Origin of the sequence: Pusillimonas sp. T2, assembly GCF_002236805.1 — a bacterium.
Lineage (GTDB): Bacteria > Pseudomonadota > Gammaproteobacteria > Burkholderiales > Burkholderiaceae_B > Neopusillimonas.
This window is the reverse complement of sequence record NZ_NIQA01000010.1, coordinates 1-24,022: the sequence shown is the minus strand read 5'-3', so window position 1 is coordinate 24,022 and position 24,022 is coordinate 1. Positions and strand designations below refer to the sequence as shown.

The 24,022-nt window shown below is 51.6% G+C and carries 21 protein-coding genes and 3 tRNA genes; 19 read left to right on the top strand and 5 right to left on the bottom strand.

Annotated elements, in window-relative coordinates; genetic code table 11:
• Positions 1-2: 2 nt before the first annotated feature.
• On the bottom strand, positions 3-1,466 hold the full coding sequence (gene dnaA / locus PuT2_RS13495; protein WP_093971517.1) for a chromosomal replication initiator protein DnaA: 1,464 nt from the start codon (positions 1,464-1,466) through the stop codon (positions 3-5).
• A 187-nt stretch (positions 1,467-1,653) separates the two neighbouring features.
• On the opposite strand from dnaA, the gene rpmH reads away from it, so the two are divergent.
• From rpmH to mnmE, 5 genes are all read left to right on the top strand, one after another.
• Positions 1,654-1,788 carry a 50S ribosomal protein L34 gene (rpmH, locus tag PuT2_RS13490; protein WP_093971516.1) on the top strand — a complete coding sequence of 45 codons (135 nt, stop codon included), beginning with the start codon at positions 1,654-1,656 and terminating at the stop codon, positions 1,786-1,788.
• 40 nt (positions 1,789-1,828) lie between these two features.
• Positions 1,829-2,194 (top strand): ribonuclease P protein component, encoded by a 366-nt coding sequence (gene rnpA / locus PuT2_RS13485; protein ID WP_093971515.1) that lies wholly within the window; start codon positions 1,829-1,831, stop codon positions 2,192-2,194.
• Complete coding sequence (yidD, locus tag PuT2_RS13480) at positions 2,188-2,427, top strand: membrane protein insertion efficiency factor YidD (RefSeq protein WP_093971514.1); 240 nt, start codon at positions 2,188-2,190, stop codon at positions 2,425-2,427. The genes rnpA and yidD overlap by 7 nt, the downstream gene beginning before the upstream one ends.
• A 70-nt stretch (positions 2,428-2,497) precedes the next feature.
• Entirely contained in the window at positions 2,498-4,189 is a 1,692-nt protein-coding gene (gene yidC / locus PuT2_RS13475) for a membrane protein insertase YidC (protein ID WP_093971513.1), read from the top strand.
• A 54-nt stretch (positions 4,190-4,243) separates the two neighbouring features.
• Positions 4,244-5,602, top strand: coding sequence for a tRNA uridine-5-carboxymethylaminomethyl(34) synthesis GTPase MnmE (gene mnmE, locus PuT2_RS13470; RefSeq protein ID WP_093971512.1), 1,359 nt, complete (start codon positions 4,244-4,246; stop codon positions 5,600-5,602).
• A gap of 92 nt (positions 5,603-5,694) precedes the next feature.
• Here the strand turns inward: mnmE and PuT2_RS13465 are convergent, their stop codons facing one another.
• Positions 5,695-6,051 carry a MarR family transcriptional regulator gene (locus PuT2_RS13465; protein ID WP_093971511.1) on the bottom strand — a complete coding sequence of 119 codons (357 nt, stop codon included), beginning with the start codon at positions 6,049-6,051 and terminating at the stop codon, positions 5,695-5,697.
• Positions 6,052-6,150: 99 nt separating this feature from the next.
• Between PuT2_RS13465 and PuT2_RS13460 the strand changes: the two genes are divergently transcribed.
• The gene (locus PuT2_RS13460; RefSeq protein ID WP_143516181.1) at positions 6,151-6,711 is read left to right on the top strand and encodes a hypothetical protein; all 561 of its coding nucleotides are present in this window, start codon (positions 6,151-6,153) and stop codon (positions 6,709-6,711) included.
• Positions 6,712-6,721: 10 nt separating this feature from the next.
• On the opposite strand, the gene PuT2_RS13455 is transcribed toward PuT2_RS13460, so the two are convergent.
• Together PuT2_RS13455 and PuT2_RS13450 are read right to left on the bottom strand one after the other, a co-directional pair.
• Positions 6,722-9,568, bottom strand: coding sequence for a PAS domain S-box protein (locus PuT2_RS13455; RefSeq protein WP_093971509.1), 2,847 nt, complete (start codon positions 9,566-9,568; stop codon positions 6,722-6,724).
• Complete coding sequence (locus PuT2_RS13450) at positions 9,538-11,442, bottom strand: diguanylate cyclase domain-containing protein (RefSeq protein ID WP_093971508.1); 1,905 nt, start codon at positions 11,440-11,442, stop codon at positions 9,538-9,540. The genes PuT2_RS13455 and PuT2_RS13450 overlap by 31 nt, the downstream gene beginning before the upstream one ends.
• Before the next feature lie 165 nt (positions 11,443-11,607).
• Between PuT2_RS13450 and PuT2_RS13445 the strand changes: the two genes are divergently transcribed.
• From PuT2_RS13445 to PuT2_RS13430, 4 genes are read left to right on the top strand one after another with little or no spacing between them, the layout of a single operon-like run.
• The gene (locus PuT2_RS13445; RefSeq protein ID WP_093971507.1) at positions 11,608-12,393 is read left to right on the top strand and encodes a crotonase/enoyl-CoA hydratase family protein; all 786 of its coding nucleotides are present in this window, start codon (positions 11,608-11,610) and stop codon (positions 12,391-12,393) included.
• Between the two features lie 5 nt (positions 12,394-12,398).
• Complete coding sequence (locus PuT2_RS13440; RefSeq protein WP_093971506.1) at positions 12,399-14,201, top strand: acyl-CoA dehydrogenase C-terminal domain-containing protein; 1,803 nt, start codon at positions 12,399-12,401, stop codon at positions 14,199-14,201.
• On the top strand, positions 14,198-14,647 hold the full coding sequence (locus PuT2_RS13435) for a MarR family winged helix-turn-helix transcriptional regulator (RefSeq protein ID WP_093971505.1): 450 nt from the start codon (positions 14,198-14,200) through the stop codon (positions 14,645-14,647). The genes PuT2_RS13440 and PuT2_RS13435 overlap by 4 nt, the downstream gene beginning before the upstream one ends.
• Positions 14,648-14,669: 22 nt before the next feature.
• Complete coding sequence (locus PuT2_RS13430; protein WP_093971504.1) at positions 14,670-15,725, top strand: metallophosphoesterase; 1,056 nt, start codon at positions 14,670-14,672, stop codon at positions 15,723-15,725.
• A gap of 430 nt (positions 15,726-16,155) precedes the next feature.
• On the opposite strand, the gene PuT2_RS13425 is transcribed toward PuT2_RS13430, so the two are convergent.
• A complete protein-coding gene (locus PuT2_RS13425) occupies positions 16,156-17,325 on the bottom strand; it encodes a methionine aminotransferase (protein WP_093971503.1) in 1,170 nt (389 codons plus the stop codon).
• A gap of 221 nt (positions 17,326-17,546) precedes the next feature.
• Between PuT2_RS13425 and PuT2_RS13420 the strand changes: the two genes are divergently transcribed.
• The 9 genes from PuT2_RS13420 (at position 17,547) to PuT2_RS13380 (ending at position 23,950) form a co-directional block, all read left to right on the top strand.
• Positions 17,547-17,753, top strand: coding sequence for a cold-shock protein (locus tag PuT2_RS13420; RefSeq protein WP_093971502.1), 207 nt, complete (start codon positions 17,547-17,549; stop codon positions 17,751-17,753).
• 383 nt (positions 17,754-18,136) lie between these two features.
• Complete coding sequence (gene mnmG / locus PuT2_RS13415; protein ID WP_093971501.1) at positions 18,137-20,053, top strand: tRNA uridine-5-carboxymethylaminomethyl(34) synthesis enzyme MnmG; 1,917 nt, start codon at positions 18,137-18,139, stop codon at positions 20,051-20,053.
• The gene (gene rsmG / locus PuT2_RS13410; protein ID WP_093971500.1) at positions 20,050-20,733 is read left to right on the top strand and encodes a 16S rRNA (guanine(527)-N(7))-methyltransferase RsmG; all 684 of its coding nucleotides are present in this window, start codon (positions 20,050-20,052) and stop codon (positions 20,731-20,733) included. The genes mnmG and rsmG overlap by 4 nt, the downstream gene beginning before the upstream one ends.
• Positions 20,730-21,563 (top strand): ParA family protein, encoded by an 834-nt coding sequence (locus PuT2_RS13405; RefSeq protein ID WP_093971499.1) that lies wholly within the window; start codon positions 20,730-20,732, stop codon positions 21,561-21,563. Before rsmG ends, PuT2_RS13405 begins: the two co-directional genes overlap by 4 nt.
• Positions 21,564-21,575: 12 nt before the next feature.
• Entirely contained in the window at positions 21,576-22,496 is a 921-nt protein-coding gene (locus PuT2_RS13400) for a ParB/RepB/Spo0J family partition protein (RefSeq protein WP_093971498.1), read from the top strand.
• Positions 22,489-23,517, top strand: a complete 1,029-nt coding sequence (locus PuT2_RS13395; protein WP_093971497.1) for an asparaginase — start codon at positions 22,489-22,491, stop codon at positions 23,515-23,517. Before PuT2_RS13400 ends, PuT2_RS13395 begins: the two co-directional genes overlap by 8 nt.
• Positions 23,518-23,579: 62 nt before the next feature.
• Positions 23,580-23,666 (top strand) — tRNA-Tyr (locus tag PuT2_RS13390).
• Between the two features lie 88 nt (positions 23,667-23,754).
• Positions 23,755-23,828: transfer RNA gene (locus tag PuT2_RS13385), tRNA-Gly, on the top strand.
• 47 nt (positions 23,829-23,875) lie between these two features.
• A tRNA-Thr gene (locus PuT2_RS13380) sits at positions 23,876-23,950 on the top strand.
• Positions 23,951-24,022: the final 72 nt, after the last annotated feature.

Below are 24,022 nucleotides of genomic sequence, written 5' to 3'. Positions count from 1 at the left end.
GGTTATCCTTTTAAGGTTTGTTCTAATACATGTAAGGCGTGGTTCAGCTCGGAATTTTTTGACCGTGCATCGGAAATTTTACGTACAGCGTGCAGCACCGTGGTGTGATCCCGGCCCCCGAAAAGATCGCCGATTTCGGGCAAGCTTTTTTGAGTCAGTTCTTTAGCCAAATACATGGCCACCTGGCGCGGCATGGCAATATTAGCCGGTCGACGTTTTGAATACATGTCAGCCACTTTGATCTTATAAAAGTCGGCCACAGTCTTCTGAATATTCTCGACGGTGATTTGCCCGTTCGACACCGACAGCAAATCTTTAAGGGCTTCTTTACATACTTCTACAGTAAGCACTTCGCGGCCATGAAAGCGCGCATATGCCAACACCTTGCGCAACGCGCCTTCAAGCTCGCGCACGTTGCTACGCAAATGCTTGGCAATAAAGAACGCGACCTCTTCGGGCATGGTGACGTTTTCGGTCTCGGCCTTGCGCAACAAAATAGCCACGCGCATTTCAAGCTCTGGAGGCTCGATGGCTACCGTCAAGCCGGAATCAAAACGCGAGATAAGACGGCTATCGATATTAGCCAGCTCTTTCGGGTAGGTGTCTGACGTAATAATGATTTGCTTGCGCTTGGCTACCATGGCTTCAAACGCATAGAAGAACTCTTCTTGTGTCCGGTTTTTACCGGCAAAGAATTGGATATCGTCGATCAACAGCAAATCGAGAGAATGGTAATAACGCTTGAACTCATCGAAGGCTTTACGCTGGTAGGCCTTGACGACGTCGGACACATACTGGTCAGCATGCACATAGCGCACCCGGGCAGAACTGTTGTCTTTAAGCAGGGCATTGCCAATGGCGTGAATAAGGTGGGTTTTACCCAAACCGACACCGCCGTACAAGAACAGCGGGTTATAAGACACACCAGGGTTTTGTGCGACCTGGATGGCAGCGGCGCGCGCCAACTGGTTAGCTTTACCTGTGACGAAGTTATCGAAGGTCAGGTCGGTATTCAGGCTGGAGCGATCGTAGGCAATATCGGCAGCTGCGTTGGCAGCAGCCACCGCAGGTGACAACGAAGGTGCATTGACCGATCGCCCATTTGACGCCGACACAGCCTGTGATGTGCCATGGCTCGCGGATGGTGCTGCCGGCGGCGTGACGCCCCCCCCGGCCATACTGGCCGGGCCCGCAGCAGGGGTGCGCGCCGCACCGTTGGCTGCCGTGGCCAATTCAAACGACACTTGCACGGGCTTGTCGAACCATTCGGTGGCGAGGGATTCGATTTGATGCGAAAAGTTTTTGCGCACCCAATCAAGCTTAAAGCGATTAGGCGCTGCCACGCGCAACACAGCACTGGCCTCGTCGTACGCGACCGGTACAAGCGGGCGTATCCAGGCACTGATCTGTTGCGGGGGTAGGTCTTGCTCTAGGCGTTGAATGCAGGATTGCCAAAAATCTTTCATGTGCACCACTTCAGTAAACCTCGATTCTACCCTGTTGGTGGACAAGTTATCCACAAGGGCGGTCGTAACAGACCATGCGTAATTACGCTAAGCACTTGACTATTCATACTTAATTTGGTGAAATAGCAGGCTTTCCCAGAATTTTTTAACAAAGTCTTAACCAAGGCACAACCAAAGGCATAGCGCCATGAAACGCACTTTCCAACCTTCTGTTACCCGTCGCAAGCGTACTCACGGCTTTCTCGTTCGCATGAAAACCCGTGGTGGTCGCGCCGTACTTAATGCTCGCCGCGCCAAGGGTCGCAAGCGTCTGGCTGTCTAAGGCAACGCCCTCGGCCACAAACGGCCCCTGCCAGCTCCCGATGCGTGCCACGTTCACACCGGCGGCGCGCCTGCACCGCCCCTCCGAATTCGCGCTTGCCCTAAAGGGCAAACGTGTTGCCCGAGGGGCTATGCTTGTTTTAAATACGCCCCGCGAAGTAACCACCAACGAAAATGGTGCGCGACTCGGGCTTATTATTGCAAAACGCTATGCCGCACAAGCGGTTACGCGTAACGCTATCAAACGCGTCATTCGCGAAGCGTTTCGGCTAAAACGTCAACATCTTCCACCCAAAGATTTTGTCTTCCGGTTGCACAGTAAAGTGGCGCCTGCTTCATTAACCGAACTTAAAAAACAAGTTCGAGTCGAAGTCGATACCCTGCTGGAACGAGCCGCCCGATGCTGAAAGCCATTGTCATCGCCCCCATTCGTTTCTATCGGTACTTTTTAAGCCCGTGGGTGGGCAACAGTTGCCGGTTTACACCCACATGCTCGGTTTACACCATTCAGGCCATTGAAACCCATGGGGTGCTAAAGGGCCTGTGGCTGGGCGCAAGACGAATTGGGCGCTGCAACCCGTGGTGCCAGGGCGGACACGACCCCGTTCCCGGGCATGGGCATGGCCACTCAAACCATTAATCTAAAAGATCATTCAGGCAGGCTACGTTAAACTAGCAAGCTTTTGTGCTTTAACCTACGAACAGGCGCTATGGATATCCGACGCACCCTCCTCTGGATCATATTCTCGTTTTCGCTCTTGCTGCTATGGAACAACTGGCAAGTGCATAATGGCATGCCATCGCTGTTTACCGGTGCGCCCGCTACGACACAAAGCGAACCCGCCCAAACAGCCGCTGCCTCGGCCGATGCCGCCCAGGCAGGCGTTCCAGCCGGTGCCCCAGCCGCGCCCGGCACCAACGAAAACGTCCCTGATTCTTCAGGCAGCGCTTTACCCGCCGGCGAGAAAGTCGACATCACAACCGATGTCTACAAGCTGACTTTCGACACAGTAGGCGCCCAACTGGTTAAAGCCGAGCTGTCGAAATTTGACGGGTTTGACAATACCAGCGGCCCAATGGTGCTGCTCGACAACAAACCCAATTCTTTCTATGTCGCGCAAACAGGCGTCGTCGGGGCGCCGGCCGGTCAAAGCTTTCCTACGCACCTCACCCCATTCCGCCTGGTTTCGTCTGAAAAGACCCTGACCGGTGACCGCCTTGATGTCGTCTTCGAAGCCGAATCCGACGGCGTCAAAGTCACCAAAACCTATACACTTGAACGCGGTAGCTACAACATCCACGTCAAGCACGACATCCAGAATACCGGCGCGACAGCTGTAACGCCATCGGTTTACTTGCAGCTCACGCGCGACGGCAACGACCCACCCGACACCTCGTTCTTCTACAACACATTTACCGGGCCTGCGGTCTATTCGCAAGAAGAGAAGTACCAAAAGATCACCTTCTCTAACATCGACAAAAACAAAGCCACTTACATCAAGCAGGCCGATGACGGCTGGATCGCCATGGTGCAGCATTACTTTGCCAGCGCCTGGATACCCACTGAAGGCAAAACCCGTTACAACGAGGCCTTGCGCGTCGACAACAACCTGTATGCCATCCGCAGCATCGAGCCTACTTCAACAGTTGCGCCTGGCGACACCGTATCGGTCACATCGCAATTGTGGGTTGGCCCGCAAGACCAAGACGCCATGCAAGCCGTTGCCCCCGGGCTCGACGTCGTGGTCGACTACGGTTTCCTGACCATCATTTCGAAGCCGTTGTTCAAGCTCATGACCTGGCTGCACAGCTTCCTGGGTAACTGGGGCTGGACAATCGTCGTCCTCACCATCCTGATCAAACTGGTGTTCTACCCCCTGTCTGCCGCCAGCTACCGCTCGATGGCCAAAATGAAGCAGGTCACACCGCGCCTTCAGGCCCTGCGTGAAAAATTTGGCGACGACCGCGCCAAACTGAACCAGGCCATGATGGAGATGTACCGCACCGAAAAAATCAACCCGCTGGGCGGCTGCTTGCCCATGGTGATCCAGATTCCGGTGTTCATCGCCTTGTACTGGGTGTTGCTGGGCAGCGTCGAAATGCGCGGCGCCCCCTGGATCCTCTGGATTCACGACTTGGCAGCGCGCGATCCGTGGTTTATTTTGCCCGCCATCATGATGGCGACCATGTTCCTGCAAATTAAACTGAACCCAACGCCTCCCGACCCAATGCAAGCGCGCATCATGATGCTGATGCCTCTGGTGTTCGGCGGCATGATGTTCTTCTTCCCCGCCGGTCTGGTGCTGTACTGGGTTGTGAATAACGCGATCTCTATCGCTCAGCAACGGTACATCATGCACAAGCTCGATCAGGAAACTAAAAAGGCAAAAGCACATCGCTAACCTTATTGCCGGGCCCCAGAGGCCCGGCAAGTCTATTGGCCGGCAGGTTTTACTATGGTTGCACACGCTCACGAACCCATCGTCGCCATTGCCACCGCGCCCGGGCAAGGCGGTATTGGCGTCATCCGGGTTTCAGGCCGGAACCTGGCGCCGCTGATCAGCCAGTTATTCAGTACGCCGTTAAAGCCACGCCACGCGCACTATCTCAGCTTCGACGACCAGCACGGCCAGCCCATCGACAAGGGCATCGTGCTGTACTTTCCCGCCCCCCACTCATATACCGGCGAAGATGTTCTTGAGCTGCAAGGCCATGGCGGACCGGCGGTACTGCGGCGCCTGCTCGACCGCTGCCTTGAAGCCGGGGCCCCATTTGGTCTACGGCACGCCGAGCCGGGCGAGTTCACTCACCGTGCCTTCCTTAACGAACGTCTCGACCTGGCGCAGGCCGAGGCCGTGGCCGACTTGATCGAGGCCTCTTCCGAAGCGGCAGCCCGCAGCGCCATGGCCTCGCTCAGCGGCGCTTTCTCGCAACAGGTACATGAACTTGACGACCGTATTGTGCATCTGCGCATGCTGGTCGAAGCCACGCTCGACTTCCCCGAAGAAGAAATCGAGTTCCTTGAGAAGTACCAGGCACGCGAACAACTGCATAGCCTGCAGGCCGACCTAGACCACCTGCTACGCCAGGCCGGGCAGGGCATGATCTTGCGCGAAGGCCTGCACGTAGTGCTGGCCGGCCAACCCAATGTGGGGAAATCCAGTTTGCTTAACGCCCTGGCCGGCGACGAGGTTGCCATCGTCACGCCGGTGGCGGGTACCACCCGCGACAAGGTCGTGCAGCAAATTCATATCCAGGGCGTGCCTATTCATATTATCGACACGGCCGGCCTGCGCGAAACCGACGACACGGTCGAACGCATTGGTATTGAGCGCAGTTGGGCCGAAATCGAAAAGGCCAATGTCATTATTCATCTGCAAGACATCCGCGCAGAAGAAAACCCTCTAGACATCGACATCACCCGCCGTTTGCCCGCACGCACCCCGGTGCTTAAAGTATTCAATAAGCTTGATCTTGCGCCAGGCAAACCTGTGTCTTCTGATTCGGTGCTGTACATCTCGGCCAAAACAGGCGACGGGCTAGACCAACTGCGCCAGCGCCTGCTGGACATCGCCGGCTGGAAGCCCACATCAGAATCACCCTGGCTGGCCCGTGAACGCCACGTTAAAGCCTTAAAGCTTGCTGCCGAGCACATTGACCTCGCCGCACGCCATGCGCAACACAACGACAGCGTTCTAGACCTGTTCGCCGAAGAGCTCAGGCTAGCCCACGAAGCCCTCTGCAGCATCACCGGCCAGTTCACCAGCGACGATCTCTTAGGTGAAATCTTTTCGAGTTTTTGTATTGGGAAGTGATTTACGTCGAGCCAATAAAAAACCCGGCTATAAAAGCCGGATTCATCTGGGTGAAGTAGTCGCGACGCATTTCGTACTAAAAAGTAGTATTATCAGGCTTCCTTAGCTGCCTGAACAAGGCACTTAGAAAGTTTGTCGAAGTGCAGCAAGGCGGCCTGAGTCAGAGTAACTTGCTTACGACGCGAGTCTTCAGTATCCGTCAACATGATCCAACCCTTTGCACGCATCGACTTTAACCGGTTATGAATGGTTGCAGGCGAACCCAGCTCGGAATACGCCATCATGTCGCGTACCGAAAGGCGGCTGGCTTCTTTAGCTGCAAAAGCAACCATTTGCAAAATACGTTCTTCTAATGGGTCAAGCGCTGGCAACGACGGCAAACCGCGTAAAGACTCGGCCAACTGCAAAAAGCGCATATATATGTCGGCAGGGCGAGTTTTCTCTTTCATGGCTGAAACCGTACGGTTAATAAACTGAAGTAATTAAGCAAAACCTTGCATAACTGTTCTTGATATTAACAGTGCCGGTTTTGTAGGACAACAAGGCAAATGTCACAAATAGTATTACACACGGCCATGGCCCTGACATCCGCCAGCCTGTACGGACTCACATGGTTTATCAATTATTGGGCATTCCTCGGGCTAGAAGAAATCACCGGGGTAAATTGGATCTTCTTACCTGCCGGCATACGGCTGTTATGCACGCTTTTATTTGGCTTTTGGGGCACACTGGGGCTGTGGGCCGCGTCGTTCCTTATTGCCACACAATTTGTGTATCCAGAACAGTTTGTTTATGGGCTCACTGTTAGCGTCTTGTCGGCGCTGTCGCCCTATTTGATCTATCTTTCAGCACGACGCTACTTCGGTCTTTTACCATCGCTGCATAACCTTTCGCCCCAAAAGTTGTTGGTGTTATGCGGAGCCTTTGGGATGCTGAATGCAATTTTTCATCATTCTTGGTACTTGTTTAGCGAAACAAACAGCATCTCTTTGAAAAGTTTTGTTGCCATGGCAACAGGAGATATCGCTGGCGCCGTTATTGTGATGTATGCATTAAAAATAGCCTTAATGCTTTTCCCCAAGGCGAAGGCAATATCCAATAACCGTTAACTACGCACAATTATTGGTCAAGAATTTGCCGTACTCTTGATGCTAGCTCGTCTTTTCGGTAAGGCTTGGTAAGTAACTGTATGCCTTGCGCCAATTGCTTGCCATCCATCAAGTGGTTTTCGCTATAGCCCGACGTAAACAACACTTTCGCCGTCGGGCATATAGCAAGCACTTGGTCTGCCAATTGCTTGCCGTTAATGTCGCCCGGCATCACCATGTCGGTAAATAGTAAGTCAAAAGTTTTGCCGCTCGCCACGGCGGCAATCGCATCGGCGCCATTGGGGTACTCGATAACGTCGTAACCCAGACCCGACAAAAGCGTCACTGCATACAGCCGCACCAACGGGTCATCTTCAACCAGCAAAATCCGCTCGCCCCCCCCTTTTACTTGCGTCGCTGCAACGGCTTCAGTCAATAGCGCTGTCGTTGTGACGGCCGGCAAATACAGTCTGATCGTCGTGCCGCGCCCGGGTTCAGAATCGATCTCGACATGCCCACCCGACTGCCGCACAAAACCATACACCATGGCCAGACCCAGGCCCGTACCTTTACCCTGGTCTTTAGTGGTAAAAAACGGCTCGAACACACGATCGAGTATCGCGGGTTCTATACCTGAGCCCGTATCAGTCACCGACACCGCCACATAGTTACCCGCAGCCATATGACGTTGCAGCGCCTGATCGGCCGCGAAATGCACATTACTGGTATGCAAGGTAAGTTGCCCGCCGGCACGCATCGCGTCGCGTGCATTAATAGCCAAATTCAATAAGGCGTTTTCAAGCTGATGCACGTCGATATTGGCCGACCAGAGGTCTGGATTCTCGATAATGCTCAGGGCAATGTGCGCACCCATCGCGCTCTTGATAAAACTTCGATTTTTTTCGAGTAAGTCGTTTACTGACACTACCGTGGGCTTAAGGGGCTGTTTACGCGAAAACGCCAATAAGGCGCGGGTAAGCTCTGCACCGCGCTGCGCCGCGTTAACGACCATACCCGCAACTTTCCTCATGGGGTCTTGCACCGATAGGTGCGACTCAAGCAACTCGGCATTGCCCATAATCACGGTCAGTAAATTATTAAAGTCGTGTGCGACACCGCCAGTAAGCTGGCCCAGGGAATCCAGCCGCTGCGCACGACGTAATTGATCTTCAAGTGCCAGACGCTCTGAAATATCGCTAAAGCTTATAACGGCGCCGCATATTTCGTCAGACTCGTTAAAGACTGGCGACACCATATATTCAACCGGAAAAGACGAGCCGTCTTTACGAAAAAACACTTCGTCGCTGACACGCCGCACCCTGCCATCTTGCAATGTTTTATAAACCGCGCAATCGGTAAACGCGTAAGGTTGCGCATTTTTTTTATGATGATGCACCAGCGCATGACTGTCTTTGCCCAGCATTTCGGGCTCGGTATAACCAAACGCCTGTAAAGCCGCCCTGTTCACATACACAACGTTGCCACGATGGTCGACACCGTTAATACCCTCAGCAACAGCGTTCAACAATGCTTCGGCCTGGCGCTGGCTGTCGGCAAGCGCCGCTTCAGCCACTTTACGTGCCGTAATGTCGGTAATGTAACCCTCGAGAAAGGCGACTTCGCCAGCTTCATCAAGTACAACCCGGCCTTGTTCCCACACCCAAGCAATTTGCCCATCGGCACGACGAATACGGTAGTTGACATGAAAACTGCCATTTAAGCGGACCGCTTCTGAAATACGCAGCGCAACATACGCAATGTCATCTGGATGAATGACCTGCGCATAAGGTAAACGACGGTTAAGCAAAAGATCGTCGGCGTCGTAACCCGTTAACGCTTTTACCGACTGGCTAACGTACAGCATCGTCCAGTGGTCGTCGTTACGACAGCGATAAACCATGCCGGGCAAATTAGCCAAAAAGTTTAACATCGACTTTTCAGCCTCTTCGCGTTGCGCTTGCGCCAGTTTAATTTCGGTAAAGTCTTCAGCAATGCCAATCAGCCCGGTAGGCCGTCCCCGGGCATCGTGCTGCACCGATACGCTGACCCGCGCCCAAATAGTGTGCCCATCTTTGTGCGTATACCGTTTGTCGACGACGGTATTACGTTTCAGACCTCGCAACAGCAGTTGAATCTCGTCATCGGTTTTATGACGGTCTTCAACGTGAGTAACAGCCGTGTAATCGAGCGGCAACAACTCTTGCTCGGTATAACCCAACATTTCGCAATAGGCCCGGTTAACTTGAACAAATCGCCCATGCAAATCAGTAATTGCAATACCCGTTGCCGCGCCGTAAAACGCATGGTTAATTTCTTGCCCGGTAAACTTGGTGTGTTGCATTTTGCGGTCATGTACAACCAGCAAGCCTGCTAACGCCGCCAATTGATCCAGCATCGATATATCGTCACCAGACGGCTGACAACGATGATCTGCATGTAGCGCCAGGGTGCCAATTACCGCCCCCTCGCTGTTACGAAACGGGAGGGAACTGCACGCTGCAACCCCTTCTTTGGCGGCAGCGTAACTTACATTGGCCCATAACGGATCGGTTGCGATATCGGCCACAATAACAAGGTCGCCAATAAATACCGCACTGCCACACGACGCCGCACTGGGGCCAATACCCAGCGCGCACAACGCACTGATATAACCTGCTGACAGACGCGGAGACAACCCTGGCACCAAGCGTCGACTTTCTTCATCAACAAATAGTATCGATGCCCGTACCCGTGGAAACTCGCTTTCAACAAACGCAATGAGCTCGCCTAAAAGCTCAAACAAGGTCTTACCTCGTACGGCGTCGCGAAACAACCGATTTTGGAGAAGAATCAATGCCCGTTCGGGACTTACGCGACGGGCATCGAATAACTCTGCCATCTATTTTTCCCCTTGGCTTTAGCCCAGTACATTGCACGGTCGGCCTTGTTAAGCAAATCGTCTGCGCTAACCCCGTCGTAAGGGCAAACAGCAGCGCCGATACTGGCTGACACCGTAAAGACATGGTCACCAACATTTATGGGCTGTTGCAGTGAGTCAAGTATTTTATTGACGATGGTCTCAAGATCTTGGCTGTGGTTCACCTGACTAAGAATAATCGTGAATTCGTCGCCGGCTAACCGCGCGACAACGTCGGTCGTGCGTACGGCCACACGTAAGCGCCGGCCTACACCTTTAAGCACATCGTCGCCGGCCTGGTGTCCAAAACCATCGTTAATTTCTTTGAATTCATCAAGGTCAATAAACAATAAAGTGAACACTCCCCCGTAACGCTTAACTCGCGCAATCTCGGTTTCCAGGCGATCAAAAAACATCCGTCGGTTGGGCAAACCCGTCAGTGCATCAAAATTGGCTTGTTGCCAAATTAAGGCTTCAGACGCTTTCATCCGCGAAATATCTGCGGTTGTCCCCACCATGCGAACAGGGTTGCCCACGGCGTCGCGCTCGACAATCATCCCGCGTTCCAATACCCACTTCCACGACCCATCTTTACAGCGCATACGATGTTCAACAACATAGTCGGTACGCTCACCTTTAATGTAGTCAGTCATGGTTTTCATGACCACGGGGTAATCGTCGGGATGGATGCGGCTTGCCCATGCCTCGATGCTTTCCGTCGTTTCTTCAGGCTCAAAGCCCAGCAAAGTTTTCCAACGAGCCGACACATGATTTTTACCGGCAACGATATCGTGATCCCATACGCCGTCGCCAGCACCTTCAAGCGCGAACTTCCAACGTTGTTCGCTAACCTGAAGCTGATGATTGATGCGACGAATTTGACGTAATGCTCGGGTACGGTCAGCCACCAGCCAGGTCAACACTGCCAAAAATGCACTCAGCAACAGGCCAATAAAAATTACCCAGCCGCCCGACGAATTACGAAACTGATCATGGAATTTCGGGGTGGACGCAATGTCCAGCTCCCAGGTTCGGCCCAACAAGCTTACGGTACGCGTTGTCACCAAAGACTTAAAACCGCTGGGACGTGCCTCTGATGCAATGTCAGATGTAAACACCAATTGTCGCGCGCTAGTGTCAGTGGCATCAAACACGTTAAGCGCCAGCTCAAAGCCCTGGCCGTCAAATGTTGCTGCCAATGTCTCGTCTAATCGAAAAGCAATGTATATCCAACCCATTAACGTTGACGGCTTGATGGTGCTGGACAACGCAAACTCGGCATCGATCGGCATGAACAGCAGATACCCGGTGTCATCTTGCGTACCGTTGTTTTCGTATTGAAGCAAACGGGTTGGATTAGACAGCACGGCAACAGAAGCTTTTGCCGATTCGTGTAGCGCCGTTTCACGACTAGGATCGCTAAAAGCATCTACACCAATAATCGCCAAATTCCGTTCAGTTTCGGGGTAGATATATTCAATGTTGGCTTTGGTTTTATCGGCATTTAAGGCGATATAACCCACCGCGACAATGCCAGGAGACTGCTTCTGGAAATTAAGCGTGTCAACAAACTCGACAAACTCGAACCGGTCAACAGTATCAGAAGCCGCAAACAAAGCTCGAATAGCTTCCAGGCGTGATTGATATTGCAAAAAACGCGCCTGAAACTGCCCTAACGTTTGATCTACCTGAACAGAAAAAGCACGTCGAACTTCGGCCTGATGGGCGCGGTCGAACACTAACCAGGACGCGTAGGTCAGCAAAAAGCCGCCGGCTAATACCAGCAAAGGCAAAACCAGAAAGTGATAACGCAAACGCAAGTAGGTGCGGGTATGCGATCGACGGGTGCCTTGCATTGATGCTCAAACGTAACGTGTCGTGACAGCTCATTGGATGATGCCCCTGCAAAAAATGCAAGTTCATTTCTTGCAGGATTCCCCCTATTTTATTTATAAAGAATAAATATTATGATTTATAAGTAATTAACAATATTTGCTTCTACCCTATTCGCGAGCCCGAACATGACCCAATCTACCCAATACAAACTGTTGTCCGTCAAATTTACTGATGCCATTGCCTTGGTGACACTTACCCGGCCAGCCAAGCGTAATGCCATCAACCTTGATTTGGTCGGCGAACTTAACCATTGTTTCGGGTCAATGCCCGACACAGTAAAAGCCATCATTTTGCACGGCGAAGGCGACCACTTTTGCGCAGGGCTCGACTTGTCCGAGGTTCGCGAACACACCGTACCGCAGTCGGTCCTACATTCGCGCATGTGGCATGAAGCCTTCGAAAAAATCCAGTTCGGACGCGCTCCCGTCATTGCCGTCTTGCATGGTGCAGTCGTCGGTGGCGGGCTTGAGCTGGCATCTGCAACCCATATTCGCGTTGCGGAAAACACCGCGTTTTATGCCTTGCCCGAAGGCAAACGAGGGTTATTCGTCGGGGGTGGCGGCTCAGTACGTATTTCGCGCCTGATCGGCGTCAACCGCATGTCCGACCTGATGCTCACAGGCCGTGTACTCAGCGCCGAAGAAGGCCTGCAATTGGGCATTTCGACCTACCTGACTGAACCAGGCGAAGGGCTTAAAAAGGCCATGGAGTTGGCCCAGGGCATTGCAACCAACGCCGCCATGACCAATTACGGCGTCATGCACATGCTGCCCCGTATCGCTGACCAAACCATTCAAGACGGTATGGCAACCGAATCGCTGATGGCAGCTGTTGCTCAAACCGACCCCGCCACACAACGTTTGCTGGCCGAGTTTCTTGACCAGAAAAAGAACAAAGTTCAACGGAGCTAATCACCATGTTCCAATACCAACCCCCGCTCAAAGACATTAATTTTGTTCTAGCCGATATGTTCCAGGCTGCGGACGTGTTGCAACAATATCCCGAATTTGCAGACGTCGATCATGCGCTAATTCAGCAAGTCATTGAAGAGGCCGGGCGATTTGCAAGCGAAGTCCTGTTCCCGCTTAATGCGACTGCAGATGCTAAAGGCAGTGCGCTCGACAATGGCCGGGTCATAACGCCTCAAGGTTATGCCCAGGCTTATCATCAGTTTTGTGAAGCTGGCTGGCCCGCACTCGCGTGTGACCCAGACTACGGCGGGCAGGGATTGCCACACACCCTGAACAGCGTCCTGTACGAAATGCTCAATGCCACAAACCTGGCCTGGACGATGTTCCCTGGTTTGCTGCATGGCGCTTATTCTTGCATTCATCGTTATGCAAGCGACCACATCAAAAACACATACCTGCCAAAAATTGTCAGCGGCGAATGGTTGGCCACCATGTGTCTGACCGAACCTCATGCCGGGAGCGACCTGGGTTTACTGCGCACCAAGGCCATACCCAACGACGACGGCAGCTACCAAATTACCGGCACCAAAATTTTTATCTCTGGCGGCGACCAAGACATCACCGACAACATCGTTCATCTGGTACTTGCCCGGTTGCCCGACGCGCCTGCAGGCAGCAAAGGCATTTCGTTGTTTGTCGTGCCAAAGATATTCCCCGATGGCGACCGCGCCGGACAACATAACGCCGTCACGTGCACTGGGCTTGAGCACAAAATGGGCATCCATGGCAGCCCAACCTGCACTATGCAGTTCGAAGAGGCGACCGGCTGGCTGGTGGGAGAACCCCACCGCGGCTTGGCAGCCATGTTTGTCATGATGAATTCGGCCCGGCTGCAGGTGGGTATCGGAGGCCTGGGTATTGCCGAAACGGCCTACCAAAATGCATTGATTTACGCCAACGAACGACTTCAGTCGCGGGCCGTCATGCGGCCAGAACATCGTAAAACAGAAGCCGCCGACCCCATTGTCATGCATCCGCCGGTACAACGCTTGTTAATGACGCAACGCGCCTGGGTTGAAGGCTGCCGGATGCTGGCTTACTACAGCGCACTACTGCTTGATGGCGCCGAACACCACCCCGATGAAGCCCAACGCAAAGCGCTCGACGAGCAGCTGGCACTACTGACGCCGATCATCAAGGCCTTGATGACCGATCAAGGGTTTGCAGGCGCCAGCCAAGCGCTGCAAGTCTATGGTGGTCACGGATACGTCTGCGAAACCGGTATCGAACAGTACATGCGCGATGTTCGCATCACCATGATTTACGAAGGTACCAACGAAATCCAGGCCATAGATCTGTTGATGCGAAAGATACTGGCCGACAATGGCAAACGCCTGGGTATGTTGCTGGATGATATCGAACAAACCATTGCCGAAACAACGCACGAATCATTGGCAAGCGCAACGACAGCCCTTTTAGCATTAACACGTACCCTACGTACGTTAATACCCGAAATTGGCCAAGCCGGCCTGAGCTACCCCGACCTACCCCACCAAATTGCACCTGAAGTGTTGCGATTGGTTGGTCATTGCGCCATTGCATGGCTTTGGCTTAAGGCAGCCAACGTCGCCCGTACCTTGCAAGACAAAGACCCCGACTTTTATCTGGCAAAGCAGACGACGGCGCAGTATTACTTTACGTTTGTCTTGCCCGAGTCGCAGCAACTGATCACTGTCATTAAGCAATGCCTGGCCAATGCCAAGGCAGGCCAACACCAAAACTACCAAACGGTACTTTCTGTGCAATGACGGCCAAGGCAACCTCGCGCCAACCTGCCCCAGTAGACCAATCTTATTTGCTTGGTCTGTTGGGGTACAACTGCTTGCAGGCGTATCTTAAAATCATCCCACAAGTAAAAAAGCAGCTTAAAAAGGTTCATTTACGTCCTGTCGAATTCACCGTTTTAGCCGTTATCGTCGACAACCCGGACATCAATCAAAAACGTCTGGGTGAAGCCATCAACGTTTCACCGCCGAATCTGGCGACTTTACTTGACCGCATGCAGGCCGACGGCCTGCTGACCCGCCAGCGCAACCCAAACGACAAACGCTCCCAGATACTGGCACTTACACTGCAGGGTCAGCAACGATATGAAAAGGCCCGGGCGGGTATCGCCGACCTTGACCGTCCTGCGTCGCTCTCTTCCGACGAGCACGACCAACTGATCTACCTACTGCAAAAAGTATTTCTGTAACCTGTTTTTCTAAAGGCGTCACATGAATCTAGTGACCGAACTTCCCGACCGCCCCCTAGACATTATTGGTGATATTCACGGCGAAATTGACGCCCTCGAGCTCCTGCTCGAACGATTGGGGTATTCATCCAGTGGCCACCACCCGCAGAACCGCATTCCCGTGTTTGTGGGTGACCTTGTCGACCGCGGGCCCGACAGCCATGGTGTCGTCAGGCGCGTACAAGAGCTGGTAGAAAACCACCAGGCCCAGGCTATTTTGGGAAATCACGAACTCAACTTATTAACCGACGACATTAAAGATGGGTCGGGCTGGTTCTTCGACGAGCGCTACGAGCAAGATTTAAAGAACTATGCGCCTTTTAGACGAACGCCCGTATCAGAGCGACATGAGGTTCGAACATTCTTGAACAGCTTACCCGTTGTTTTAGTGGGTAGAAACCTTCGGATTGTTCATGCGGCATGGTCACAAACTGCCGTTCAGGCGATTCAAGACATCCCTTTGGGTAACGTTACCGAAGCATTTAAACGTTGGGACGAAGAGGCCCAAAAAGCGGCAGAACACAGCGGCCTTTACGATCAGTACCTTGAAGAAAAAGAACGATGGGCAAAAGTACTGGAAGACGACACATCCCCGCCGCCGGTGCTTGAACATATCGCACAGTACGAAGCCATGCAGCAAATGGTTAACCCGTTTAAGGTATTGACGTCAGGCGTCGAAAAAAAAGCGGCCAAACCATTCTTTGCAGGCGGGCGCTGGCGCTTTTCAGATCGCGTCAATTGGTGGGATGACTATCGAGGTACTGAAAACGTCGTCATCGGCCATTATTGGCGCTTGTATCGGCAAAAAGTTACCCAGGCCAGTCCCCGATACACACAGCTCTTCAGCAATATTCATTCGGTGGCCTGGTATGGCTATGAAAAAAAGGTATTTTGCATCGATTACTCGGTTGGCGCGCGTTGGAGAGACCGTAAGGCCAATCGCCCGGTCAGTCAGTCCAGGTTCAAGCTGGGTGCACTGCGCTGGCCCGAAAACCAGCTGATATTTGATGATGGCACCGCGGTGAATACCATCAGGTAACTCCGACGGGTTTTCCTTCCGTCAACAACCTTTAAAAGGGCCCTTAGGCCCTTTTTTTTTGCATTTTTCTCTACCCAAAGACTTAAGTTACACAAAATTACAATAAAGATGCCTGTGGATAACGTCTAGTACGAGGCAATGTGAACAGCTTGTGGACGAGACAGGCATAACCTCACAAATCTGTGCCCTTCAAAAAATTGTCCAGAAACCATCCTTTGCTTACGCCCAAGTTAGTCCAGAGATTTTTTTGCGTTAAGTCGTTGTTCTCAAACAGCCAAATCGGCTTGTTCTACTTATCCACAGACACCCATTATCAGTAATCATTTGATATCAAAGAAAAGGAATAACTAAAACACTTTGTTCCCAACGCCACCGGCGGCAAGCCGCTGCACAACAGCCGACAAAGTTCCTATACTTCGCTTCGTTCAGTTCAAAGCACAGCCAAACGTGCCAAAGCGTTATCCAGGGTTTGAGGTTGTTTGGCAAAGCAAAACCGAACCAGATGATTGTTTGCTGACTTCGATTCGGGATGCATGTAAAACGCAGACAGCGGAATGACCGTCACCCCGTGTTCGATCGTTAATTTTTTTGCAAAGGTACTTTCTGATTCATGGCTGAGATTTTTGTAGTTGGCCAGTAAAAAGAACGTACTGTTGCTTTTGTAGGGAACAAATTTTGTAGACGCCAAACCTTTTGCCAAATAGTCACGCTTCTCTTCGTAGAAACTTGCTAAACCGTTAAACGTAGATTCGTCTGCTGCGTATTGCGCTAAAGCAACCTGCATAGGCGACGTTACGGTGAACACCGTGAATTGATGAACTTTTCTGATTTCTTTCATCAGATAAGACGGCGCTACGCAGTAGCCAATTTTCCAACCTGTGATGTGATAAGTCTTGCCAAATGAAGAAACGACAATTGAACGAGAAGCCAGTTTTGGTCGTGACGACATGCCTAAATGTGGCTTGTTTTCGAAAATGATGTGCTCATAGACTTCGTCCGACAACACAAAAAATGGGGAACGCTCAAGTAAATTTTCCAGCGCATCCAGGTCTGCGTTGTTCAGAGTCATCCCTGTTGGGTTATGAGGCGTATTTAAAATCAGCAACCTTGTTTTTTCAGTAAGTGCATCTTCTACTTTGTTCCAATCAATGCGGTAACTTGCTTCGGGTGTGTCTGGTACTGTCATTTGTACAAGTACAGGTTTTCCACCGGCTAATTCGATCGCAGGAACATACAAGTCATACATTGGCTCGATCACAACAACTTCATCGCCAGGTTTAACCAGGGCTTGTATTGAAATCATCAATGCTTCAGTAGCACCGGCGGTTACCGTAATTTCAGTATCGGGGTTGTAGTGCTGACCATACAAGGTTGAAATTTTTGTGGCGATAGCATGGCGTAACGACGCGATGCCTGGCATGGGTGGATATTGATTGTGGCCATTTTTCATGGCTTCGGTTGTCAGGCTTATTAGCCTTTCGTCCGGGTTGAAGTCAGGAAACCCTTGCCCTAAGTTGATGGCGTTATGCTCGGCAGCCAGCTGGCTCATTACGGTAAAAATAGTGGTGCCGACGTTGGGTAATTTCGATTCAATACTCATTTGCCGTGTCTCTATGGTTGTTGTGTAGTTTGCGCCGTTAGGCATAGGTTGGCTTGGGGTAATCATGTATTTGAAATATCTACGCGCTATGGTTATTCTTGCGGTGCATTTGAATTCAAGCTGTGCGTAAGTCTCGTTTGGTTATTAAGTTAAGCGTATCCAGTTCGTGTCGGCGCCCTTGGTTCATTGTTTTTCTTGTTTCTATTTAGGACGCTAGTACTATGGCTCAAACGGGCAAAGTTAAATGGTTTAACGCCGACAAAGGTTTTGGTTTCATTACGCCTGACGCAGGTGGTGCAGACGTGTTTGCTCACTTCTCCGCTATCGATGGTCGCGGTTACCGCAGCCTTAACGAAGGTCAGGCTGTAGAGTTTGAAGTTAATGATGGCCCGAAAGGTCCTCAAGCTGCTCAAATTCGCCCTCTTTAAGATGTAAGCAGTTCGCTGCGCTTCATCGAAACCCCGGCAGTGCTGGGGTTTTTTATTCACATTTTATCCTTCCTGTACCCACAGCTTTATACACATACTTATCCACATGGTGTGTTTTGTGTTTCACGTGAAACGTTTTCCGGCTTAACCTTAGCCCTGCTGTTTTTTAGGATGGTTCTTAAGAAATCTTGTGCGTTTTCAGATGCCCGTATTTTTCTGGAAATAATATTCAACGCCGCTTCTCCCGTTTGTTTCACGTGAAACATGGTGGTAGATAATGTGTGTTGGCGTGATTCTTTAATTTGTTGATAACTGTATGTTTCACGTGAAACGTAGTGCGGAAGTTATAATCATCCGTATATAGTCTTTTAAAGTTATCAAACATGATCTACCCAGACGAATTCGACGTCATCGTTATTGGTGGTGGACACGCTGGTACCGAAGCTGCCCTGGCTGCGGCACGAACGGGCGCATCTACACTGCTTCTTACCCACAATATAGACACACTCGGCCAAATGTCGTGTAACCCGTCTATCGGTGGAATTGGTAAAGGCCATTTGGTTAAAGAGGTCGATGCCCTGGGTGGGGCTATGGCACTTGCTACCGATAAAGCGGGAATACAGTTTCGAACGCTTAATAGTTCAAAAGGTCCGGCGGTACGTGCGACGCGAGCTCAAGCCGATCGGTCGCTGTATCGCAGTGCAATCAGGCAAACACTAGAGAATCAACCTAATCTAACAATCTTTCAACAGTCGGTTGATGATTTGTTGATGCAGGGCGATCGCGTTACGGGTGCGGTAACCAAAATTGGTTTGTCGTTTAAAGGACGTGCTGTTGTGCTAACAGCAGGCACGTTTTTAAATGGGTTGATCCACGTAGGGCTAGATAACTATTCTGGTGGTCGTGCAGGAGACCCGCCTGCTGTGTCTTTGGGGCAGCGCCTTAAAGAATTGAAACTGCCCCAAGGTCGTCTCAAGACGGGTACGCCGCCGCGTATTGATGCAAGAAGTATTGACTTTAGCCGCACTCAAGTACAGCCTGGCGACACAGACCCCATCCCTGTCTTTTCGTTTATGGGCAATGAATCCATGCATCCGGCGCAAATGCCTTGTTGGATTACACATACAAACGAACGTACGCACGATATTATTCGCTCGGGTCTCGATAGGTCCCCTATGTATAGCGATCAGGGTCAAATTGAAGGGATCGGCCCTCGTTACTGCCCATCGATCGAAGACAAGATTCATCGCTTTGCCGACAAGTCGAGCCATCAAATATTTTTAGAACCAGAAGGCTTTACGACAACAGAGATATACCCTAACGGCGTATCTACTAGTTTGCCGTTCGATATTCAGCTAGCGCTGGTCAGAACATTGCCAGGCCTGGAAAACGCATTGATCATGCGGCCTGGGTATGCCATTGAATATGATTACTTTGATCCACGTGAATTAAAGTTTTCATTAGAAACTAAAGCAATTTCGGGTCTGTTTTTTGCCGGCCAAATCAATGGCACCACCGGGTACGAAGAAGCTGCAGCCCAGGGGTTGTTGGCTGGCGTTAATGCTGCACGTCATGCTAAAGAACTTGATGCATGGTGTCCAAAGCGTAACGAGGCCTATCTTGGTGTCTTGGTTGATGATTTGATTACCCGAGGCGTGACAGAGCCCTATCGTATGTTCACGTCTCGCGCCGAATTCCGCTTAAGCTTGCGCGAAGATAATGCCGATCTGAGATTGACCGAAATTGGCCGTAATTTGGGCTTGGTAGATGATGCTCGCTGGGATGCTTTTAATAGAAAGCGCGATGCTGTTTCACGTGAAATAGAGCGTTTGAAAAAAACCTGGGTTAATCCACGCATTGTCAGCGAAGCGGTCGCTCAAGAGGTAGTAGGCAAAAAGCTGGAACGCGACTACGCATTATTGGACTTGTTAAAGCGTCCGGAGGTTACCTATCAAAAGTTGACCACGCTGACCACTGTCGATGGGAAAAATATTGGCGGGCCTGCGGTTGAAGATCCTGTTGTGGCTGAGCAGGTAGAAATTCAGGTCAAGTACGAAGGATACGTTAATCGTCAGCAACAAGACGTGAAGAAACAGGCTGCACAAGAAGAGCAAAAAATTCCAGAGAATCTCGACTACGATGCAATCTCCAGTTTGTCGATCGAGGTGCGTCAAAAACTTAAGAAAAGCCGTCCAGAAACGATTGGTCAGGCGCGTCGTGTGTCGGGTGTAACGCCTGCGGCCATTTCATTGCTTTTGATTCACATTAAACGTCACAACTACGGAAAACACGCGGCATGACGGCGTCGACCTCGGTCTATTTACAACGTCTTCGAGCTGCTGTCGATCAGTTGGGCATCGAAGCGACTGACGCGCAGTGCGAATTGCTATTGCATTACTTGCAGCAGCTTCAGAAGTGGAATCGAACGTATAATTTGACGGCGATTCGCGAACCTGAACAGATGCTGGTTCAGCATGTATTTGACAGCTTGGCTATTATCCCTGCGCTTAAGAAATATTTAGATACAATTTCGCCAGGTAGCGAGACGCGACCCATCGTAGATGTGGGTTCTGGCGCAGGTTTGCCCGGTGCGGTTATTGCTATTTTATTGCCCGAGCGGCAGGTACATTGCATTGATGCCGTCGAAAAAAAGATGGCGTTTGTCAGACAAATTTCAGGCGTATTGAAACTGACCAATCTACATGCCCATCATGCTCGTGTAGAGTCGCTACCCGCTTTTAACGCACAAGTGGTTGTATCGCGAGCATTTGCTTCCCTAAACGATTTTGCCAAGTGGTCGGGACAGCACGTCGCGGCCTCGGGGGTGTTGCTGGCCATGAAAGGTCGTGAGCCCCACGAAGAAATTAACGCATTACACGAACAAACCGAATGGCGCGTCAGTGCAATCGAACCCTTACATGTACCAGCACTTGATGCCCAGCGCTGCTTGGTCTGGATGAGCCGCAAGGAAAATAAATGACCCAAGATTCACAAAAGAAAGTTGCCAAGGTCTTTTGCATTGCCAACCAAAAAGGCGGTGTTGGCAAGACAACGACAGCAATTAACCTGGCTGCTGCCCTGGTCATGCAGCGGCAACGCGTCTTGCTTATCGATCTCGACCCACAGGGCAACGCGACCATGGGCAGCGGCGTCGATAAAAACGCAGATAACGTCAATCTTTATCATGTGTTGATTGGCGAAGCTGACATTGCCCAGGCACGGGTTCAATCGCCCACGGGTCTGTACGATGTCCTGCCTGCAAATCGTGAACTTTCAGGTGCGGAAATTGACTTGGTCCAAATGGACAACCGCGAGCAGCAGTTGAAAAATGCGATTCAGACGGTCATTTCGGACTACGACTTTATTTTGATCGATTGCCCGCCAACGCTGTCATTACTGACCCTGAACGGTTTGGCTGGCGCACACGGTGTGATTATCCCGATGCAGTGCGAATATTTCGCGCTCGAAGGTTTGTCTGATCTGGTCAACACCATTAAGCGTGTACATCGAAACATCAACCCCGATTTGCAGCTTATTGGTTTGCTGCGCGTTATGTTCGACACCCGCGTAACGTTACAACAGCAAGTTTCTGCACAGATTGAGCGTCATTTTGGCGATAAGGTGTTTAAAGCAGTCGTGCCACGCAATGTAAGGTTGGCCGAAGCGCCTAGTCATGGCATGCCAGGAACGGTCTACGATAAAAGCTCGCGTGGCGCAAAAGCCTATATCGAGTTTGCCAAAGAGCTCGTCAAACGCGTGAAACAAGACGCCAAGAACAAATCTGTCCAAAACGAACCCTCGCATACATAAGGAATTCGAATCATGGCCACAAAAAAACCAAAAGGGTTGGGACGTGGGCTGGATGCCCTGTTAGGCGCAGACGCTGACGCCATGGAGAAGCTGGGCGATAAGCCAGCAGCTGCAACATTACCTAATACGTTGCCTGTCACCAAAATGGTAGCGGGCAAGTATCAACCTCGTACGCGCATGGATGAAGGCGCCCTGAATGAACTGGCTGAATCTATTCGTACGCAAGGGATTATGCAGCCTATTCTGGTGCGCGCACTTTCCGGCTCGCAGAAAGGCAAGTATGAAATCATCGCGGGTGAACGTCGTTTTCGCGCCGCCCAAATTGCGGGTCTGAAAGAAGTCCCAGTGCTGGTTCGTGACGTCGCTGACGAAAATGCGGCCGTCATGGCCCTTATTGAGAACATTCAGCGCGAGGATCTGAACCCGCTTGAAGAAGCACATGGCGTACGTCGCTTGCTAGACGAGTTCGGCCTTACGCATGAACAAGCCGCACAGGCAATCGGTCGTTCGCGATCGGCAACCAGCAACTTGTTGCGTTTGCTTAACCTGACCGAGCCGGTGCAAACGATGCTTTTGGCCGGCGACATCGATATGGGACATGCCCGGGCGCTGCTTGCAATCGATGCTGGGCAACAAATTATTCTGGCCAACGAAATCATCACGAAACGTATGTCAGTTCGTGATGCTGAAAAACTGGTGGGTCGGGCCATACGAGAACGAGACGAGCCGGCTGCGCGCACTGTAGCTGCTGACAGCAGCAAATCCGGCGATGCCAAGCGGCTTGAAGAAGCATTGTCCGATCACTTAGGCACAAAAGTTTCCCTGAAAATCAGCCGCAAGAATAAAGGCCAACTTATTATCGATTTTCATGATTGGGAGCACTTGAACGCCTTGCTCGAGCGACAAGGTATGGCAGGTGTGGTCGATGCCTGACCGGCATAAGGCGGTGGCTTTGCCCCGCGTGACCATCCTGGCAACCGGCGGCACTATTGCTGGTGTTCAAACGGGGCAGGCCGCGTATGTGGCGGGCAAACTCAGTGCCAAAGCATTGCTGTCGGCTCTGCCCGATTTATCCGGCATTGCTGCGGTCCAGGCTGAACAACTGGTCAATATCGGTAGTCAGTCTATGACCTGGACCGTGTGGGCGGCACTCGCCCGCCGTATTACGCAAATTGCTCAGGCTGGCCATGCCGATGCAATCGTTGTCACCCATGGTACCGATACCATGGAAGAAACCGCATATTTCTTGCAGTTGGCATTGTCTGTCGACATTCCGGTGGTTATTACCGGCGCCATGAAGCCCGCGAATGCGTATGCGGCAGATGGCCCGATTAACTTGTACGACGCGGTGCAAGTCGCTGCCGATCCCAGATCGGCCAAAAAAGGCGTATTAGTCGTCATGAACGGCGTTGTCCACAGCGCGCGTTACGTGCAAAAAGCTGCATGTGAAGGCATCGACGCTTTTGAATCCCGCAATGCCGGCCCTATGGGCTACGTGAACACAACCGGAATACATTATTTCTATAAAGGCCCGGTGCAAAAGTTTGGTAGTGCAAGCGAGCTGCATCTTGACTTGAGCGCCACCGATCAAGACGCGCGCCCTCCCGTTCGTGTGCCCGTGTGGTACGCCATGGCAGCAAATGATATCGAAACCCTTGAAGCACTATTGCTCACAAAACCAGCGGCATTGGTGGTCGCAGGCGTTGGTAATGGCAATATGTCAGACGAAACCCTGCAACGCCTGGCCTCTGCCGCGGCACAGGGCCTTGTGGTGGCCCGAGCCACCCGTTGCGCCGCCGGTCGTGTGACCCGAAATCTCGAGGTTCAAGATGATGCTCATGGGTTTGTTGTAACCCATGACTTAAATGCACATAAAGCACGTGTTTTGTTGTTTCTTGCCCTGCAAAAAACCGCCGAAATTGTAAAAATTCAAAAATATTTCGACGAACACTAAAAAAAAGCCGCATAGCGTTTGACACGCACTAAAAATATGTGCATAATTCGAGGTTCTCTTTTGGTGGGATGCCCGAGTGGTTAAAGGGGGCAGACTGTAAATCTGTTGGCCTTGCGCCTACGTTGGTTCGAATCCAACTCCCACCACCAGAAACCTTTTAGAACGGGCCTGGCATTTTGCGTAAGCAGCGTTGCACAACAACGTTAGGCAACGCCAGGTACAGAAGAGAATCCCTTCGCGGGTGTAGCTCAATGGTAGAGCAGAAGCCTTCCAAGCTTACGACGAGGGTTCGATTCCCTTCACCCGCTCCAAGTTTTTGCAAATCCGCTAAGGCGGGTTTTTTAGCTTGAAGGATACCGCCCATGTGGCTCAGTGGTAGAGCACTCCCTTGGTAAGGGAGAGGTCACGCGTTCGATCCGCGTCATGGGCACCACTAACGTATTTCGTTCACTCGCAGTATTTTCGCACAGTCAGGAGTCACAGCCATGGCAAAAGGTAAGTTTGA

Excerpts from the sequence above, each read along its gene's own strand:
- dnaA (WP_093971517.1), bottom strand. The coding sequence starts at position 1,466 with ATGAAAGATTTTTGGCAATCCTGCATTCAACGCCTAGAGCAAGACCTA.
- rpmH (WP_093971516.1), top strand. The coding sequence starts at position 1,654 with ATGAAACGCACTTTCCAACCTTCTGTTACCCGTCGCAAGCGTACTCAC.
- rnpA (WP_093971515.1), top strand. The coding sequence starts at position 1,829 with ATGCGTGCCACGTTCACACCGGCGGCGCGCCTGCACCGCCCCTCCGAA.
- yidD (WP_093971514.1), top strand. The coding sequence starts at position 2,188 with ATGCTGAAAGCCATTGTCATCGCCCCCATTCGTTTCTATCGGTACTTT.
- yidC (WP_093971513.1), top strand. The coding sequence starts at position 2,498 with ATGGATATCCGACGCACCCTCCTCTGGATCATATTCTCGTTTTCGCTC.
- mnmE (WP_093971512.1), top strand. The coding sequence starts at position 4,244 with ATGGTTGCACACGCTCACGAACCCATCGTCGCCATTGCCACCGCGCCC.
- PuT2_RS13465 (WP_093971511.1), bottom strand. The coding sequence starts at position 6,051 with ATGAAAGAGAAAACTCGCCCTGCCGACATATATATGCGCTTTTTGCAG.
- PuT2_RS13460 (WP_143516181.1), top strand. The coding sequence starts at position 6,151 with ATGTCACAAATAGTATTACACACGGCCATGGCCCTGACATCCGCCAGC.
- PuT2_RS13455 (WP_093971509.1), bottom strand. The coding sequence starts at position 9,568 with ATGGCAGAGTTATTCGATGCCCGTCGCGTAAGTCCCGAACGGGCATTG.
- PuT2_RS13450 (WP_093971508.1), bottom strand. The coding sequence starts at position 11,442 with ATGCAAGGCACCCGTCGATCGCATACCCGCACCTACTTGCGTTTGCGT.
- PuT2_RS13445 (WP_093971507.1), top strand. The coding sequence starts at position 11,608 with ATGACCCAATCTACCCAATACAAACTGTTGTCCGTCAAATTTACTGAT.
- PuT2_RS13440 (WP_093971506.1), top strand. The coding sequence starts at position 12,399 with ATGTTCCAATACCAACCCCCGCTCAAAGACATTAATTTTGTTCTAGCC.
- PuT2_RS13435 (WP_093971505.1), top strand. The coding sequence starts at position 14,198 with ATGACGGCCAAGGCAACCTCGCGCCAACCTGCCCCAGTAGACCAATCT.
- PuT2_RS13430 (WP_093971504.1), top strand. The coding sequence starts at position 14,670 with ATGAATCTAGTGACCGAACTTCCCGACCGCCCCCTAGACATTATTGGT.
- PuT2_RS13425 (WP_093971503.1), bottom strand. The coding sequence starts at position 17,325 with ATGAGTATTGAATCGAAATTACCCAACGTCGGCACCACTATTTTTACC.
- PuT2_RS13420 (WP_093971502.1), top strand. The coding sequence starts at position 17,547 with ATGGCTCAAACGGGCAAAGTTAAATGGTTTAACGCCGACAAAGGTTTT.
- mnmG (WP_093971501.1), top strand. The coding sequence starts at position 18,137 with ATGATCTACCCAGACGAATTCGACGTCATCGTTATTGGTGGTGGACAC.
- rsmG (WP_093971500.1), top strand. The coding sequence starts at position 20,050 with ATGACGGCGTCGACCTCGGTCTATTTACAACGTCTTCGAGCTGCTGTC.
- PuT2_RS13405 (WP_093971499.1), top strand. The coding sequence starts at position 20,730 with ATGACCCAAGATTCACAAAAGAAAGTTGCCAAGGTCTTTTGCATTGCC.
- PuT2_RS13400 (WP_093971498.1), top strand. The coding sequence starts at position 21,576 with ATGGCCACAAAAAAACCAAAAGGGTTGGGACGTGGGCTGGATGCCCTG.
- PuT2_RS13395 (WP_093971497.1), top strand. The coding sequence starts at position 22,489 with ATGCCTGACCGGCATAAGGCGGTGGCTTTGCCCCGCGTGACCATCCTG.